This window comes from Pseudomonas schmalbachii, assembly GCF_017589465.1.
Classification (GTDB): domain Bacteria; phylum Pseudomonadota; class Gammaproteobacteria; order Pseudomonadales; family Pseudomonadaceae; genus Pseudomonas; species Pseudomonas schmalbachii.
In genome coordinates this window covers 49,604-65,535 of sequence record NZ_JAELYA010000009.1, presented here as the reverse complement: position 1 = coordinate 65,535, position 15,932 = coordinate 49,604, and the positions used below count along the sequence as shown (strand labels likewise).

16 protein-coding genes are annotated in these 15,932 nt (G+C 65.2%); 7 read left to right on the top strand and 9 right to left on the bottom strand.

What is annotated here, in order from left to right:
* Nucleotides 1–128: 128 nt before the first annotated feature.
* Together JFY56_RS20755 and JFY56_RS20750 are read right to left on the bottom strand one after the other, a co-directional pair.
* Nucleotides 129–599 carry an FxsA family protein gene (locus tag JFY56_RS20755; RefSeq protein WP_208316042.1) on the bottom strand — a complete coding sequence of 157 codons (471 nt, stop codon included), beginning with the start codon at nucleotides 597–599 and terminating at the stop codon, nucleotides 129–131.
* Between the two features lie 61 nt (nucleotides 600–660).
* The gene (locus JFY56_RS20750) at nucleotides 661–1,398 is read right to left on the bottom strand and encodes a HugZ family pyridoxamine 5'-phosphate oxidase (RefSeq protein WP_208316041.1); all 738 of its coding nucleotides are present in this window, start codon (nucleotides 1,396–1,398) and stop codon (nucleotides 661–663) included.
* Between the two features lie 111 nt (nucleotides 1,399–1,509).
* Here JFY56_RS20750 and JFY56_RS20745 point away from each other — a divergent pair, with 111 nt between their 5' ends.
* Nucleotides 1,510–2,268 (top strand): SDR family oxidoreductase, encoded by a 759-nt coding sequence (locus JFY56_RS20745; RefSeq protein WP_208316040.1) that lies wholly within the window; start codon nucleotides 1,510–1,512, stop codon nucleotides 2,266–2,268.
* Between the two features lie 60 nt (nucleotides 2,269–2,328).
* Here JFY56_RS20745 and JFY56_RS20740 read toward each other — a convergent pair whose 3' ends face one another.
* Nucleotides 2,329–3,336 carry a DUF481 domain-containing protein gene (locus JFY56_RS20740; RefSeq protein ID WP_208316185.1) on the bottom strand — a complete coding sequence of 336 codons (1,008 nt, stop codon included), beginning with the start codon at nucleotides 3,334–3,336 and terminating at the stop codon, nucleotides 2,329–2,331.
* Between the two features lie 222 nt (nucleotides 3,337–3,558).
* On the opposite strand from JFY56_RS20740, the gene JFY56_RS20735 reads away from it, so the two are divergent.
* Together JFY56_RS20735 and JFY56_RS20730 are read left to right on the top strand one after the other, a co-directional pair.
* Entirely contained in the window at nucleotides 3,559–3,918 is a 360-nt protein-coding gene (locus JFY56_RS20735; RefSeq protein WP_208316039.1) for an MGMT family protein, read from the top strand.
* A gap of 36 nt (nucleotides 3,919–3,954) precedes the next feature.
* Nucleotides 3,955–5,745 carry an AmpG family muropeptide MFS transporter gene (locus JFY56_RS20730; RefSeq protein ID WP_208316038.1) on the top strand — a complete coding sequence of 597 codons (1,791 nt, stop codon included), beginning with the start codon at nucleotides 3,955–3,957 and terminating at the stop codon, nucleotides 5,743–5,745.
* A gap of 62 nt (nucleotides 5,746–5,807) precedes the next feature.
* On the opposite strand, the gene JFY56_RS20725 is transcribed toward JFY56_RS20730, so the two are convergent.
* On the bottom strand, nucleotides 5,808–6,650 hold the full coding sequence (locus tag JFY56_RS20725) for a mechanosensitive ion channel family protein (RefSeq protein ID WP_208316037.1): 843 nt from the start codon (nucleotides 6,648–6,650) through the stop codon (nucleotides 5,808–5,810).
* Nucleotides 6,651–7,027: 377 nt separating this feature from the next.
* Complete coding sequence (locus JFY56_RS20720) at nucleotides 7,028–7,507, bottom strand: YajQ family cyclic di-GMP-binding protein (protein WP_208316036.1); 480 nt, start codon at nucleotides 7,505–7,507, stop codon at nucleotides 7,028–7,030.
* A 140-nt stretch (nucleotides 7,508–7,647) separates the two neighbouring features.
* Here JFY56_RS20720 and JFY56_RS20715 point away from each other — a divergent pair, with 140 nt between their 5' ends.
* The 4 genes from JFY56_RS20715 to JFY56_RS20700 all read left to right on the top strand — a co-directional run bounded on the left by JFY56_RS20715 (nucleotide 7,648) and on the right by JFY56_RS20700 (nucleotide 12,301).
* Nucleotides 7,648–8,613, top strand: a complete 966-nt coding sequence (locus tag JFY56_RS20715) for a response regulator (protein ID WP_208316035.1) — start codon at nucleotides 7,648–7,650, stop codon at nucleotides 8,611–8,613.
* An 88-nt stretch (nucleotides 8,614–8,701) separates the two neighbouring features.
* The gene (locus JFY56_RS20710) at nucleotides 8,702–9,613 is read left to right on the top strand and encodes a putative 2-dehydropantoate 2-reductase (protein WP_208316034.1); all 912 of its coding nucleotides are present in this window, start codon (nucleotides 8,702–8,704) and stop codon (nucleotides 9,611–9,613) included.
* A 57-nt stretch (nucleotides 9,614–9,670) separates the two neighbouring features.
* Nucleotides 9,671–11,728 (top strand): sensor histidine kinase, encoded by a 2,058-nt coding sequence (locus JFY56_RS20705; RefSeq protein WP_208316184.1) that lies wholly within the window; start codon nucleotides 9,671–9,673, stop codon nucleotides 11,726–11,728.
* 3 nt (nucleotides 11,729–11,731) lie between these two features.
* Complete coding sequence (locus tag JFY56_RS20700; RefSeq protein WP_208316033.1) at nucleotides 11,732–12,301, top strand: cob(I)yrinic acid a,c-diamide adenosyltransferase; 570 nt, start codon at nucleotides 11,732–11,734, stop codon at nucleotides 12,299–12,301.
* 91 nt (nucleotides 12,302–12,392) lie between these two features.
* Here the strand turns inward: JFY56_RS20700 and JFY56_RS20695 are convergent, their stop codons facing one another.
* The 4 genes from JFY56_RS20695 to argJ form a co-directional block, all read right to left on the bottom strand.
* Nucleotides 12,393–12,848 (bottom strand): REP-associated tyrosine transposase, encoded by a 456-nt coding sequence (locus JFY56_RS20695; protein WP_208316032.1) that lies wholly within the window; start codon nucleotides 12,846–12,848, stop codon nucleotides 12,393–12,395.
* A gap of 101 nt (nucleotides 12,849–12,949) precedes the next feature.
* On the bottom strand, nucleotides 12,950–13,891 hold the full coding sequence (locus JFY56_RS20690; RefSeq protein ID WP_208316031.1) for a Nudix family hydrolase: 942 nt from the start codon (nucleotides 13,889–13,891) through the stop codon (nucleotides 12,950–12,952).
* A gap of 15 nt (nucleotides 13,892–13,906) precedes the next feature.
* A complete protein-coding gene (locus JFY56_RS20685; protein WP_208316030.1) occupies nucleotides 13,907–14,536 on the bottom strand; it encodes a glutathione S-transferase family protein in 630 nt (209 codons plus the stop codon).
* 104 nt (nucleotides 14,537–14,640) lie between these two features.
* Nucleotides 14,641–15,858 carry a bifunctional glutamate N-acetyltransferase/amino-acid acetyltransferase ArgJ gene (gene argJ, locus JFY56_RS20680; protein ID WP_208316029.1) on the bottom strand — a complete coding sequence of 406 codons (1,218 nt, stop codon included), beginning with the start codon at nucleotides 15,856–15,858 and terminating at the stop codon, nucleotides 14,641–14,643.
* Between the last annotated feature and the right edge of the window lie 74 nt (nucleotides 15,859–15,932).

Here is a 15,932-nt window from a genome sequence, read left to right as displayed (position 1 = left end):
CCAGCATGGCCGGCTAGCGACCCGACGGGCGAATCGCATAAGACAGCCTGTCCGTTCGACAGGGACCTTGCGGTGACTGCTACATGAGGTCGCAGGTGGATGTTTCAAGGGCAGCACCGAAAAATTTTTCAGCGCAGACGATCGTTGTCGCGGCGCTGGTACTCGCCTTCGATCACGTTCGGGCGCTGAGGCCCGGCGGCATCGCGTGCCTGCGGATCGTCGGCGAAGGCGCGCTGGCGCAGTGCCTGCTCCTGCATGCGCTGACGGACGCGCTTGAGCAGCAGGCGGCGGGTGAACGGAATGAGGCAGAACAGGCCGAGGATGTCGCTGATGAAGCCCGGCAGCATCAGCAGGCCGCCACCGATCGCGATCAGCAGGCCTTCGAGCATCTCCTGCTCGGGCAGCTCGCCGCGAGCCAGGCGCTCGCGGGCACGCAGGGCAGTCGCCAGGCCGGCCACACGCAGCAGGGCGGCACCGACGAAGGCGCTGGCGATGATCAGGAACAGGGTCCAGCCGACGCCGATGACACTGCCGACCTTGATCAGGACGGCCAGTTCGACCAGCGGGAACAACAACAGGGAAAACAGGGAAACGCGCATTGATAGATCCTAAGCGGGCGGCGGCCCGAATACTAACAACGTGGAGCCGCCGCCCCCGATTTCAAGCCTGGATGACTTCCGTACCCGGCCAGGCCTCCGCACGCGCCAGTTGCACCAGCGCCTGGCGAACCGCGCCAGGATTGCCGCACGGCGCGGGGAACGGCAGCCAGTGCAGGGTCTGGCCGAGGCGCAGGTGGAAACCTTCTGTATCAATCCCCACCAGTTCCGCCGGCTCCCCGCCGGGCAGTTCGGCCAGTTCCACGTAGTGGGCAATGGCATTGGCGTGGTCGCTGTTCATGTGCTCGACCATGCTCGTCTCGGCCTCGCCGACGAACGGATTGGCCAGCGGCACGCTGTCGGCGGCGATCCAGTGGATATCGCCGAAACCGCCGATGAAACGCCACTGCACCGGCTCCAACACCCAGAAATCGAAGTCATGGACCCGGTGGAAGTCCTTCGAGCTGGGGAAATAGCGGTAGTAGCGCTGCGCCGCGGCTTCGATGGCGCCCGCATCGGTGATCTGCCGGGCCTCGGCCAGCAGGGTCAGGCGACCGGCGGCCTGGATGTCGTCGGCATTGCGCTCGCCGACCAGCATCGAACACTTCGGGTCGTCCTGCAGGTTGCGGGTGTGCTGGGCGATCCGGCTGATCAGGATCAGCGGCCGCCCGGCTTCGTCCAGGCAGTAGGGCACCACGGAGCCGAAGGGGTATCCCGCCCACTTCTTCGACTGGGTGGAGAGCACCGAACGGTATTCCTTGAGCAGCAATTCTCGGGCATGCTTGGCGGCTTTGACACTCACCGTAAGACTCCTCGCAAAGAAGCCGTCACGAACGGACGGGTAGATAAAGAAGAATAGTTTTTGCAGCTGCCGGCGAGGCTCCACCAGAAACTGCTTTTAGGGGTTTACAACATGCAACTGAAAGACAAGGTCATCATCATCACCGGCGGTGGCCAGGGTCTCGGCCGCGCGATGGGCGAGTACCTGGCAGCCAAGGGTGCGAAACTGGCTCTGGTCGACCTCAACCGTGAAAGACTGGACGAAGCGGTGACTGCTTGCAAGGCCGCCGGCGGCGACGCCCGTGCCTATATCTGCAACGTGGCCAACGAAGAGCAGGTAGTGCACATGGTCGAGCAGGTCGCCGGCGATTTCGGTGCGATCCACGGCCTGGTGAACAACGCCGGCATCATCCGCGACGGCCTGACCATCAAGGTCAAGGACGGCGAGATGAGCAAGATGTCGCTGGCCCAGTGGCAATCGGTGATCGACGTCAACCTGACCGGTGTGTTCCTCTGCACCCGTGAAGTGGCGGCGAAAATGATCGAGCAGAAAAGCCAGGGCGCGATCATCAACATTTCCTCGGTTTCCCGCGCGGGCAACCTGGGGCAGGCCAACTACTCCGCGGCCAAGGCCGGCGTCGCCGCCGACACCGTGGTGTGGGCGAAGGAACTGGCGCGCTACGGCATCCGTGTCGCCGGCGTGGCTCCGGGCTTCATCGCCACCGAGATCCTCGACGCCATGAAGCCGGAAGCCCTGGAGAAAATGACCTCCGGCATCCCGCTCAAGCGCCTCGGCCGCCCGGACGAGATCGCTCACTCGGTCGCCTACATCCTCGAGAACGACTACTACACCGGTCGTATCCTGGAGCTGGACGGCGGTCTGCGTCTGTAATAGACGTCGACAGCGAAGCGAGAGCCCCGTGAGAACGGGGCTTTTTCTTTTCTAGCGCAGTTACCAGCCGACGCCAAGGCCGAAGGTATAGCGGCGCTGGTCTACGTCGCCCTCGCTGCTGCCGACCTTGTCCCACTCCGCCTTCAGGCTCAGCGAAGCCCACGACGTCAGCTTGTAGCGGATGCCCGCCTCGCTCTCCAGAGCGTAATCGACCACCGAGTCCAGCGGCTTGCCCACCTCGCCGTTGGTGAACAGCTCGAACTGCTTGGCCAGCAGGTAGCGGTTGTAGTCCCACTTCAGGCTGGTGGAGTAGAAGTGCTCCTTGCCGGCCTCGCGGAATTCGTAGTCGTTGCGGTTGACCAGGGTGGCGATGGAGAACGCGCCCAGTTCGTTGTCCCAGAACTGGTAGCCCGGGCCGGTACCGATGGAGCGCTGTTTCTCCAGGTCCTCGATCATGTCGCGCGTGTATTCGCCCCTGCCCTGCCAGAACCAGTGCTCGTCGAGGAAGCGGTCCAGGGCGTACTCGCCGGAGTAGTTGTCGGTGCCGACCACGTCGTCCTTCTTCTCGCGGTTGTACTCGCCCTTCAGGTTGTGCCGCCAGCGGCCGTGGCGGGCGTTGGTCTTCAGGTCGACGTCGTAGTCCTCGACATCGTTCTCGGCGTGCTTGCGTTCGAGGGAGAAGTCGATGTTGCCGTTCCACACCCAGTCCTCGACGAGCGGCTTGGGTGGCATCATCTGCTCGATGCTGGTCATCTCGACCGTCTGTTCGGCGCCGTTGACCAGGGTCACCTTGCCCTGCTCCGCGGGTTTCAGGCCCTGGGAGTGTTCGCCGGTGGCGGCGTCGTGCTTGACCAGCAGGTTCTGGTCGGTTTCCAGGGTGGCGATCTTGTCCCACTTGAGGGCGATATCCCCGCCATAGTCGGTGCTCAGCAGCAGCTTGCCGCCGTCGTAGAGCTTGATCTTGCCGGTCAGGCGGTCACCATTCTTCAGCCAGACGGTATCGGCGAGGGTGGAGAGCGGGAACGAGACGAGGATGAGACAGAACAGTTTTCGCAACAACATGAGCAGGATTCATCTGGGTCCATGTGAAAACGGGCCGGGCATTATCCGGAAAGCCGACGCCAGAGCAAGGACTGACCGGCTTCCTTCCAGGGAGTTCAGCCAGACGGATGAATGGCCCGCACGAACCATCCGTCGCCCCAAGGATCGCCGGACGGTGCCGGCGGTCCAATGCCGGCGCCGCCGGCAAACAGGCTACAAAGGAATGAAGGACATCAGCGGAGACCGTCCATGAGCAGTTCCGGCACCCCCCACAACCCCCTGGAAAGCCAGCAGGCGCGCCGCGAGGCGGTGTTCCTGGTGCTCGCCGAGATTCCCGAGGGGCGGGTGATCAGCTATGGCGAACTGGCCCGTCTCGCCGGCCTGGGGCGCGGGGCGCGGCTGGTCGGACGCATCCTCAGCCAGTTGCCGGAGGGCACCCGCCTGCCCTGGCACCGGGTGATCGCCGCCGGCGGGCGCATCAGCCTGCCCGCCGGCAGCCCTTCCGGGCACGAACAGCGTGCCCGGCTGCGTGCCGAGGGGGTCAGAATCCATAATGATCGTGTGGACGTACGTCGACACGGCTGGCTTCGACAGGAGCAGTCCGAGTAGAGTGCGCGGTAATTTTTTCTTGCTGGAAGTAACTGCATGAAACAGCAATCCTGGCGAGAGGCGCTGATCGCCTTCAAGTCTCCCGCCAGTCTGGCGCTTCTCCTGTTGGGCTTCGCCGCCGGCCTGCCGACCATGCTGGTGTTCAACACCCTCTCGGTCTGGCTGCGGGAAGCAGGCGTGGCGCGGGAAACCATCGGTTTCGCCAGCTGGGTGGGTCTGGTCTACGCCTTCAAGTGGGTGTGGTCGCCGATGCTCGACCAGTGGCGCCTGCCCTACATCGGCAAGCTCGGCCGGCGCCGCTCCTGGCTGGTGTTCTCGCAGTCGCTGATCGGCCTCGGCCTGCTCGGCATGGCGCTGTGCAATCCGCAGGCGCATCTGCCGGTGCTGATCGGCCTGGCCCTGGTGGTGGCCTTCGCTTCCGCCACCCAGGACATCGCCATCGATGCCTATCGCCTGGAAATCGCCGAGAACAAGCGCCAGGCCGTCCTCGCCGCCTGCTACATGACCGGCTACCGGATTTCCCTGTTGCTGGCCAGCGCCGGTGCGCTGTTCCTCGCCGAATGGCTGGGCTCCAGCAACCTGCACTACAGCCAGACCGCCTGGGGCCTGACCTACGCGCTGTTCGCCCTGCTCGTGCTGCCCGGCCTGATCACCAGCCTGCTGATCCGCGAGCCGGAAGTGAACGTGCAGCCGCAGGCCGGCAGCTCGGCCTTCGCCTTCAACCACCAGGTGCTGTCCGTGCTGCAACTGCTGGTGCTGCTGATCTCGGTGCCGGCGATGATCACCGCGCTGATGGACACTGCCTGGCCGCGCGCCGCGCTGTACGCGATATTCATCGGCCTGTGCATGACACCCCACGGCCGCCGGCAGATCCGCCCGGTGCGCGAGCTGCTGTCCAAAGTGCGCCGCCCGCTGCTGCTGGCCGTGCACGGCAAGGGTCTGCCGCAGTTCGACTTCGTCCACCAGTCGGTGTCGGTGATCGTGCTGATCGTCCTGCTGGTCACCACCACGGCGATGGCCAACGCCTTCAGCGCGCACAAGTGGTGGCTGGGCAGCATGTACCTGCTGATCGCCCTGAGCTGCTTCTCCGCCCCCGGCCGCCTGCTGATGGCGCCGGTACTGACGCCCATCACCGAGTTCGTCCGCCGCTATCGCTGGCAGGCGCTGCTGCTGCTCGGGCTGATCTCCACCTATCGCCTGTCGGACACGGTGATGGGGGTGATGGCCAGCGTCTTCTACATCGACACCGGTTTCTCCAAGGACATCATCGCCAGCGTCAGCAAGCTGTTCGGCGTGGTCATGACGCTGATCGGCGCCGCCGCCGGCGGGCTGCTGATCGCCCGCTTCAGCATCCTGCCGATCCTGTTCCTCGGCGGTGCCGCCTCGGCGGCCACCAACGTGCTGTTCGCCATGCTGGCGCAGATGGGCACGATCACCGACCCGAACGTCCTCGGCCAGGATGTGTTCACCCTGCTGACACAGTTCGAGCCCCACGTCAGCATGTTCGTGCTGACCATCATGCTCGACAACTTCAGCGGTGGCCTGGCGGCGTCCGCCTTCGTCGCCTACCTGTCGAGCCTGACCAACCTGAAGTTCTCGGCGACCCAGTACGCCATGCTCAGCTCCACCATGCTGCTGCTGCCGCGCTTCGTCGGCGGCTACTCCGGCAGGATGGTGGAATCCATGGGCTACGAGCATTTCTTCCTGCTCACCGCGCTGCTGGGCGTGCCCACCCTGCTGCTGATCGTCTGGCTATGGCTAAGCAACCGCGGCGAGACCAACGGCGCCCCGGAAGAGACTCCGCAAGGCAGCGCCGAACGTAGCTGAACCGTGAAAACGCAAGGGCCGGCATAAGCCGGCCCTTGTTCCTTGCAGAAGCACTGAAGGCGTCACTCCTCCAGCAGCATCTCGCCCTTCACCACCTTCACTACCCGCTGCGGGAAGGGAATGCCGATGTCGTGCTTGCCCAGGGCGCCGCGGGCCTTCTCGTTGAACATGAACATCACGTCCCAGTAGTCCGCATTCTTCACCCAGACGCGCAACGACAGGGTGATGTTGCCCTCGCCCAGGGCGCTCACCACCGCCACCGGCGCCGGATCGCGCAGCACGCGCGGGTCCTGTGCCAGTTCCAGCAGCACCTTGCGGGCCAGTTGCAGGTCAGCCTTGTAGTCGACCCCGATGTCGAAGACCACCTTGCGCTGCGGCTCGCTCGAATAGTTGGTGATGGTGCCGTTGGACAGGCTGCCGTTGGGCACGATCACCCGCTTGTTGTCGCCGGTGCGCAGCACGGTGTGGAAGATCATGATCGAGTCAACGGTACCGGCCACGCCCTGCGCCTCGATCCAGTCGCCTACCTTGAACGGGCGGAACAGCAGGATCAGCACGCCGCCGGCGAAGTTCGACAGGCTGCCCTGCAGGGCCAGGCCGATGGCCAGGCCGGCGGCACCGATGGCCGCGACGAAGCTGGTGGTCTGGATGCCGATCATCGAGGCGACGCTGACGATCAGCAGGGCCTTCAGGATGATGTTCACCAGGCTGCCCATGAAGCCCTGCAGAGTCCTGTCCACATGCTGCACGGCGAGCAGCCGGCCGACCCGCTTGGTCACGGCGTTGATCAGCCACCAGCCAATCGCCAGGGTCAGGATGGCCAGCAGGATCTGCCCGCTGTAGGCCAGCACAATGGGTAACCAGGTCTCGGTAAGCTTTAGCATCTGGTCGTAGTTGAATTCCATGGGAACCCCCTTTTCTTCAGCATGAAACGCAACCGCCATGGCAGTGGCCATGGCGGCAGAATGACCACTCGATGCCATATGCGACGCCGAGTGGATGGTTAGGGTCTGTTGACGTTTCGTTCCGAACCGCGTTGCTGCGTCAAATGGCGCCAGGCTAGGCGCGGGACGCAGGGAATGGTCGTTCCCTTGCCAAGTCCCGCAACGACGCATGGCGCCATTTGCCGCGCAACCCGAAGGGACGGGCCTGTTTTTGCGCGGTGCCGCGTTGCTCGTCGTTCATTTGGAATGACCAAACCACTCTCCTCGCGCCTTGCCCCGCGCAAAAACAGGCTCCGTCGCGGTCGGAACGAAACGTCAACAGACCCTAAGGTTCCCCCTCAGTCGCGGAAATTGGTGAACTGCAGCGGCATGCCCAGCGATTCGCCGCGCAGCATGGCGATCGCTTCCTGCAGATCGTCGCGCTTCTTGCCGGTGACCCGTACCTGCTCGCCCTGGATGGCGGCCTGCACCTTCATCTTGCGGTCCTTGATCAGGCCGACGATCTTCTTCGCCAACTCCTTGTCGATGCCCTCGCGGAAGTTCACCTCCTGCTTGACCACCTTGCCGGACGGATAGGCGTCCTTGATCTCCATGCACTGGCTGTCGATCTTCCGCTTGATCAGGTTGCCGCGCAGGATGTCGAGCATCTGCTCAAGCATGAAATCGGCCTCGGCGGTGAGGGTGACCGACTTGTCCTTGGGCTCGAAGCTGCACTTGCCCTTCAGGTCGAAACGGCGGTCGAGCTCCTTGGCGGCGTTGTCGAGGGCGTTGGTCAATTCGTGCTTGTCCAGTTCGGACACCACGTCGAACGAAGGCATGTCATCTCTCCAGATGGGCGGCGCGACCGGGTTCACAGAAGGGAGCGCGCCTGGCTTGACGGTAAAAATGCGCGCTCATTATAACTGACCGTCACGCGTGCGCCCGGCAGAGGCGTACCACCTTGCCTGCGAGCCTCCAAATGCCTACCAACAACCTCAGCATCCTGGTGGTCGACGACGCCAAGTTCTCCAGCGCCATGATCGGGCGCACCCTGTCCCAGGCGGGATACCAGAACGTGCGTTTCGCCAGCAGCGCCAACGAGGCGTTGCAGAGCCTGGAGGAGCAGCCGGTCAGCGTGGTCCTGGCCGACTGGATGATGCCGGAGATGGACGGCCTGGAACTCACCTCGCGCATCCGCCAGCTCGACGAGCACGGCGACCACTACACCTACATCATCCTGCTCACCGGCAAGGAGGGCGACAAGGCGCTCGCCGAGGCCTTCGACCGTGGCGTGGACGACTTCATCAGCAAGTCCTCGATGAGCGAACAGCTGGTGCCCCGCGTGCTCGCCGCCGATCGCCTGTGCAACACCCTGCAGCGCCTGCTGGTGGAGAACCGCCTGCTCACCCACAACATCGCCCGCCTGGAGGAGCGCAACCTGGTCGATACTCCCACCGGCCTCGGCAACCTGCGCTACCTGCGGCAGAAGCTGGCGCACAGCCTGCGCCAGCTGGAATCCCGCGGCGGTGCATTGTGCTACCTGCTGATCGGCATTCCAGAGCTCGCCAGCCACGCCGTCCAGCATGGCGAAGCTATCAGCCATGAGTTGCTCCATAGCGTCGCCCGCCGCCTGCAGCAACTGGTGCGCCCGCTCGACGTACTGGCGCGCATCGACGACCGGCATTTCGCCCTCGTCGCCATGCTCGGCGACCTGCAGGAGTGTTCGCCGAGCAGCTTCCGCCGCCTGCATGACGGCCTCAACCTCAAGGCGTTCAAGACCAGCACGGGCTTCGTCACCCTCAAGGCCGGGATCGGCATGGTCGGCCTGGATACCCATGCGCTGCCGACCACCATCGACGACGTGCTCGAACAGGGCCGCACACTACTGCCCGAGTCCTACGCCAGTGGACGAATCAATGCCAGCCGCATGACGAGGATCTGTTGACGTTTCGTCGCGGCCGGAGCGAAACGTCAACAGACCCTGGCCTGCGCTAGACTTCGCCTATCCCAGCAATCCGGCAAAAAACCAACCCATGACCTGGTACATCCTCGGCGCCGGCAGCCTCGGCTGCCTGTGGGCCGCGCGCCTGGCGCGCGCCGGCCAGCCCGTGCGCCTGCTCCTGCGCGACCGCCAGCGGCTCGATGCCTATCGCGCCTGCGGCGGCATCAGCCTGATCGAAGACGGACAGGAAAGCCTCTATCCGATCCCGGCGGAAACCGCCGACCAGTCCGGCCAGATCCAGCGTCTGCTGCTGGCCTGCAAGGCCTACGACGCCGAGGCGGCCGCCGCCAGCGTGGCTGCGCGTCTGGCGCCGGGGGCGGAACTGATCCTGTTGCAGAACGGCCTCGGCAGCCAGCAGGCGGTGGCCAGCCATCTGCCCCGCGCGCGCTGCCTGTATGCCTCCAGCACCGAAGGCGCCTTCCGCGCCGCCGACTTCCGCGTGGTCTTCGCCGGCAAGGGTCAGACCTGGGTCGGCGACGAACAGCAGGGCGCGGCGCCGGGCTGGCTGGACGAGCTGAAGTCCGCCGGGATTCCCGTGGGCTGGAACGACGACATCCTCGAACGGTTGTGGCGCAAACTGGCGATGAACTGCGCAATCAACCCGCTGACCGTGCTGCACCAGTGCCGCAACGGCGAACTGGCCGGGCATGCGGACGAAGTCGCCGGCCTCTGCGACGAACTGGGCAAGTTGCTGCATGCTGGAGGTTATCCACAGGCGGCGGAGCAGCTGCATGGCGAAGTCCAGCACGTGATCGCGGCGACCGCGGCCAATTATTCGTCGATGTACCAGGACGTCGCCCAAAGCCGCCGCACCGAAATCGCCTACCTGCTCGGCCATGCCTGCGCCGAGGGCGACCGCCTCGGCCTGCCCCTGCCGCGCCTGCATGCCTTGCATCAACGCCTGCGCGAAAGCCTGCGGCAACGTGGATTGCCCGACGCCTGAGCGCGGGCTACCCTGCCCGCCTCATCGAATCCCATGGCTGCGCCTATGCTCTCGTTCATGAACCTGCGCCAGCGCCTGGAGAACCTGCCGGTCGGCCAGAAGATCCTGGCCGCCTTGCTGGTGCTGCTGGCCACCGTGCTGCTGGTGGCCAACCTGGCCTTCATCAGCGCCGCCTACTGGATTTCCCAGGACCGCGTGGCGCCGGAAGCCCTGCAGACCATCGGCCGGCTGATCGCCAACCCGGCGCTGAGCGAGCCCGCGCTCAGCTCGCCCGAGCAGGCCAACGCCCTCCTCGAACAGCTGCGCGACTACCAGCCCCTGCGCGCCGCCGCGCTGTACGACGCCAACGGCCGGCGGATCGCCCAGTTGCCCCGGGAAGGCTCGATGAGCCTGCCGGCCAGCCTGGAACGCCTGGAACGCTGGCGCCGCAGCGAGTACCGGCTCAATGCCCTGTTCGCCCTGCCGCAGACCAACGGCAGCAGCGGTTACCTGCTGCTGGTGGCCAGCAGCGAACTGCCCGGCGCCTTCTACACCGGCACGCTCACCGCCAGCCTGGCGATCCTCGCCACCAGCGTGCTGCTCTGGATGCTCATCGCCCAGCAGATCCGCCGCCTGATCACCCGGCCGATCCGCGATCTGGAAGAACTGTCGCGCCAGGTCACCCGCGAAGAGAACTACGCGCTGCGCGCCGAACTCGGCAACGCCGACGAGATCGGCCGCCTGTCCGATGCCTTCAACACCATGCTGACCCGCATCGAGGCCCGCGAACAGCAGCTCAAGCGCGCCCGCGACGATGCCCAGGAAGCGGTCGAACAGGCGCAGTCGCTGGCCGAGGAAACCCGCCGCTCGAACCGCAAGCTGGAACTGGAAGTCCAGGTCCGCAGCAAGATCGAGAAGAAGCTCACCGGCTTCCAGAACTACCTGAACAGCATCATCGACTCGATGCCCTCGGCGCTGATCGCGGTGGACGAGCAGTTCTACGTGACCCAGTGGAACCAGGAGGCCAGCCAGCTTTCCGGCACCAGCCTGGACGACGCGGTGAACCAGCCGGTATTCCTCGCCTTCCCCTCGCTCAAGCCGTTCCTGCCGCAGCTCACCCGCGCCGCCGAACAGCACCGGGTCGAGCGGGTGGAGCGCGTGACCTGGGCGCTGACCGACACGCCACGCCACTACTCCCTGACCTTCTACCCGCTGATGGGTGGAACCGGGCGTGGCGCGGTGATCCGCATCGACGACATCACCGAGCGCCTGGGCATGGAAGAAATGATGGTGCAGTCGGAGAAAATGCTCTCGGTAGGCGGCCTGGCCGCCGGCATGGCCCACGAGATCAACAACCCGCTGGGGGCGATCCTGCACAACGTGCAGAACATCCGCCGGCGCCTCTCCCCTGACCTGCCGAAGAACCAGGAAACCGCCGGGGAAGTCGGCATCGCCCTGGAAGATCTCAATCACTACCTGGAGAGCCGGGAAATCCCGAAACTGCTGGATGGCATCCAGTACGCCGGCTCACGGGCGGCGAAGATCGTCACCCACATGCTCTCCTTCAGCCGCCGCAGCAATCGGCAGATGACTGCCTGCGAACTGCCCGCCCTGCTGGAACAGGCGGTGGAGATCGCCGGCAACGATTTCGACCTGGTCGGAGGATTCGACTTCAAGTCGGTGCAGATCGTCCAGCAGTTCGACCCGCAACTCGGCCCGGTTCCGGTGATCGCCAACGAAGTCGAGCAGGTCATCCTCAATCTGCTGAAGAACGCCGCCCAGGCCATTCACCTGCGCGACGACGAGGAAGAAGGCGAACTGGGCCGGATCATCCTGCGTACGCGCCTGAACCCGCCGTGGGCGGAGATCCAGGTGGAGGACAACGGCTGCGGCATGCCGGAAAATGTCCGCAAGCGCATCTTCGAGCCGTTCTTCACCACCAAGGAAGTCGGCCAGGGCACCGGCCTCGGCCTGTCCGTCTCGTACTTCATCATCACCAACAATCACAAGGGGCAGATGGAGGTGCAGTCCGAACTCGGCCAGGGCACCTGCTTCACCCTGCGCCTGCCGCTCAGCAGCGAAGCCGGCAGCGCCACGCCAGCCCCATCCACGGCGCACCAGGACACGGAGCACTGAACCATGGGTTACCGCCTGTCGAAGATCTACACCCGCACCGGCGACGCCGGCGAAACCGGCCTGGCCGGCGGTCGCCGCGTGCCCAAGCATCATCCGCGCATCGAAGCCATCGGCAGCGTGGACGAACTGAACAGCCAGCTCGGCCTGTTGCTCGCCGAACTGCACGATGCACGCAGCGCCGCGCTGGATGAAGTGACCCGGGTGCTGACGCCGATCCAGCACCGCCTGTTCGACCTCGGCGGCGAACTGGCGATGCCGGAATACCGGGCCCTGAATGATGGCGAAGTGGAACGCCTGGAGAAGGCCATCGACGTCTGGAACGAGGAAGTCGGCCCGCTGGAGAACTTCATCCTCCCCGGAGGCTCCCGCCTGGTGGCCCAGACCCACGTCTGCCGCAGCCTGGCCCGCAACGCCGAACGCCGCTGCCAGCAACTCAACGCCGAGGAGCCGCTGGAAGGCTGCGGCCTGCGCTACCTGAACCGGCTATCCGACCTGCTGTTCGTCGCCGCCCGCGTCATCGCCCGCCGCCAGGGCGTCAAGGAAGTGCTCTGGCAAGCGGCGGAAAAACCCTGACGGTCTTCCGCAATTCGCGAGCAGCGCTCGCTCCTACAGGTAGATGAACCGCGTTCTTGTAGGAGCGAGCTCTGCTCGCGAACCCACCCCTCTACAACCAGATCGCGTCCCATAACGGGTAGTCGGATAGCCGTTCGACCAGTCCAGCCCGCAAGGGATTGGCCACTATGTAGCGCGCGACAGCCTGCACGTCTTCATCCCCACGCAAGCAATGGTCATGAAAACCAGCCTGCCAAACCGCTCCACTTCTCCCAAGCCGCTGATTGAGGGCCTTGGCGCTGCGGGACTTTACCCGCTGGAGCAGCCCAGACAGCTCCAACTCGCCCAACTCAAGAAGCCAATGCAAATGATCGGGCATCACCACCCAACAAAGTGTGCGGGCCAGACGGAGTTCTTCAACCTGATGCAACTCGTGCACCAGGATTCGCCCGAGGAAGAAATCATGGAATAACGCTTTCCGGCCCGCAGTCACGACGGTGATCGAATAGAGCCTGCCCGGCTCGGAACAGCGGCCATGGCGCAGATGGCCGCCATGATAGATAGGCATTCCTTGCCCTCCATTGTTCGCGAGCAGAGCTCGCTCCTACAGGTGGTTGGACCGCGTTCTTGTAGGAGCGAGCTCTGCTCGCGAACCCATCGCAACATTAGCTAGACCGGCCAGAACGCCCGGATGCCGGCCACGCCTTGCGCTCCGGCCTGCCAGGCGCGCTCGACGTCCTGCGGGGCGACGCCGCCGAGCAGGAATACCGGCTGGTTGAAGCCGGCGATCAGCGAGGTCGCGGCTTCCCAGCCCAGCGCCGGCTCGCCCGGGTGGCTCTCGGTGGGTTGCACCGGCGACAGGGTGACGAAGTCCACCCCCATCTGCGTCGCCAACGCCAGTTCCTCGGCGCTATGGCAGGAAGCCGCCAGCAGTCGCTCCTTCGGGAACGGACGGCCGCTGGCAGCGTACTTGCGCAGTTGCTCGGCGGTCAGGTGCCAGCCGGCGGCGGGGAAGTCGCCCAGCCATTCCAGTGGGCCCTTCAGCATCAGTTGCGCCTTGCCGGCACAGAGGCCCATGGCGTCCACCGCCAGGTCGCGGTACTCCGGGCTGAACATGTTCGGCGCGCGTAGCTGGATCAGGCGGAAACCGTTGGCCACGGCCGCCCTGATACCTTGCAGGAGCACCTGCGGCTCCAGGCCGTCCGGGGTGATCAGGTAGCGATCCGGCAGCCTCGCGGCGTGCACGATCGGATCGTTGGCCGCAGGGAAGTCGTAGCCGGGCAGTTCGCGCGGGCTGACCCAGGCCAGCGGCTGCCCTTCGGCGCCGTGCGGTTCGCCGGTGAACGCCGAAACCTCCCAGACATCCAGCAACACGTGCTTGTCCGGGTAATCGTGATGCACCTGGATCAGGGGCCGGGCCTTTTCCACGACGATGCCCAGCTCCTCGTGCAACTCGCGGGCAAGGGCGACCTGCACCGCTTCGCCCTCCTCCACCTTGCCGCCGGGAAACTCCCAGAGACCGCCCTGGTGCTTGTCGTCGGGGCGCCGGGCGATCAGCACCCGGCCATCACCGCCGCGAATCACGGCGGCGGCGACATGTACTCGTTTCACTGCTGTTGCTCCTCGTCAGGTCCGCTCGGCCAGACCGGCATTCAGCCAGGGCTGGAAAAGCGACCACTGATAGATGGTATCCACATAGGCCTTGGCCAGCGCGGGCAGTTCCACCTGGTAACTGCGGAATCGCGTGGCGATCGGCGCATAGAAGGCATCGGCGATGCTCGCGTGGCCGAACAGGAACGGCCCGTCCTGGCCGAAGCCCTGGCGGCAGAGCGTCCATATCTCGACGATGCGGGCGATATCCGCCTCGACCTCCGTCGGCACCTCATCCAGCGCCCGATGGCGCTGCAGGTTCATCGGCATGTGCGTGCGCAGGGCGGTGAATCCGCTATGCATCTCGGCGCACACCGAACGAGCCAGGGCCCGCGCCGTCTCGCCGCGCGGCCACATGTGCGCTTCGGGGAAGCGTTCGGCCAGGTATTCGGCGATGGCCAGCGAATCCCAGATCGCCCCATCTTCGCACTCCAGCAACGGCACCTTGCCGCTGGGGGAGTGTTCGCGGATGCGTTTCGCGGTATCCGGCTGGTCCAGCGGGATGAGGATTTCCTCGAACTCCGCGCCAGTCAGCTGCATTGCCAGCCAGCCGCGCAGGGACCAGGAAGAAAGGTTCTTGCTGCCTACCACCAGTGTCAGGGACATGTGCGCCGCTCCTCGTTCATCGCATTCAGAGGACCATAGGAGCCGCGCGCGCCGAATACAAATTCCCGCTTTTCATGGGCCCATGAAAAGCGGGAATCCGAAGATCAGGTGCGGTATTCCGCGTTGATCTTCACGTACTCGTGGGACAGGTCGGTGGTCCAGATCGTCTCGCTGCAGGCGCCACGGCCCAGCTCGATGCGGATGGTGATCTCTTCCTGGGCCATGACCCGCGCGCCCTGGTCCTCGGTGTAGCTGGCCGCGCGGCCGCCACGGCTGGCGATGCACACCTCGTCGAGGAACACGTCGATCTTGCTGACATCCAGGTCCGGAACCCCGGCACGGCCAACCGCCGCCAGGATACGGCCCCAGTTGGGGTCGGAGGCGAACAGCGCGGTCTTGATCAGCGGGGAGTGGGAAACCGCGTAGCCGACATCCAGGCACTCCTGGTGGTTGGCACCGCCGTTGACCTGCACGGTGACGAACTTGGTCGCGCCCTCGCCATCGCGGACGATGGCCTGGGCCAGCTCCATGGACACATCCAGCACGGCCTGCTTGAGCGCGGCGAACAGCTCGCCACTGGCCTGGGTCACTTCCGGCAGTGCAGCCTGGCCGGTGGCGATCAGCATGCAGCAGTCGTTGGTGGAGGTGTCGCCGTCGATGGTGATGCGGTTGAACGACTTGTTCGACGCATCGCGCAGCAGGTCCTGCAGCACGCCCTTAGCGACCTTGGCGTCGGTGGCGATGTAACCGAGCATGGTCGCCATGTTCGGCTTGATCATCCCGGCGCCCTTGCTGATGCCGGTCACGGTGACGGTCACGCCGTCATGCACGAACTGGCGGCTGGCGCCCTTCGGTAGGGTATCGGTAGTCATGATGCCGGCAGCGGCGTCGGCCCAGTTGTCCACCGACAGGTTGGCCAGGGCAGCCGGCAGGGCTGCTTCGATCTTCTCGACCGGCAGCGGCTCGCCGATCACGCCGGTGGAATACGGCAGTACCGCGTTCTCGTCGACACCGGCCAGTTCGGCCAGCTTGGCGCAGGCCCGCGCAGCCGCGGCCAGGCCAGGCTCGCCGGTGCCGGCGTTGGCGTTGCCGGTGTTGGTCAGCAGGTAGCGCACGTTACCGAGGAAACGCTTGCGGGAGAGGATCACCGGCGCGGCACAGAAGGCATTGGTGGTGAACACGCCGGCGACGGTGGAGCCTTCGGCGCAACGCATCACCACGATGTCCTTGCGACCGGGGCGCTTGATGCCGGCGGAAGCGATACCGAGTTCGAAACCGGGAACCGGGTGCAGGGTGGGCATGGGGCCGAGACCGACAGCCATGTGGCGAGCTCCTTCAGAGTTGGGATGAAAGCGAGAAAACGCCGCGAGCGGCTGGGCCGGTCGCGGCGTCGGTA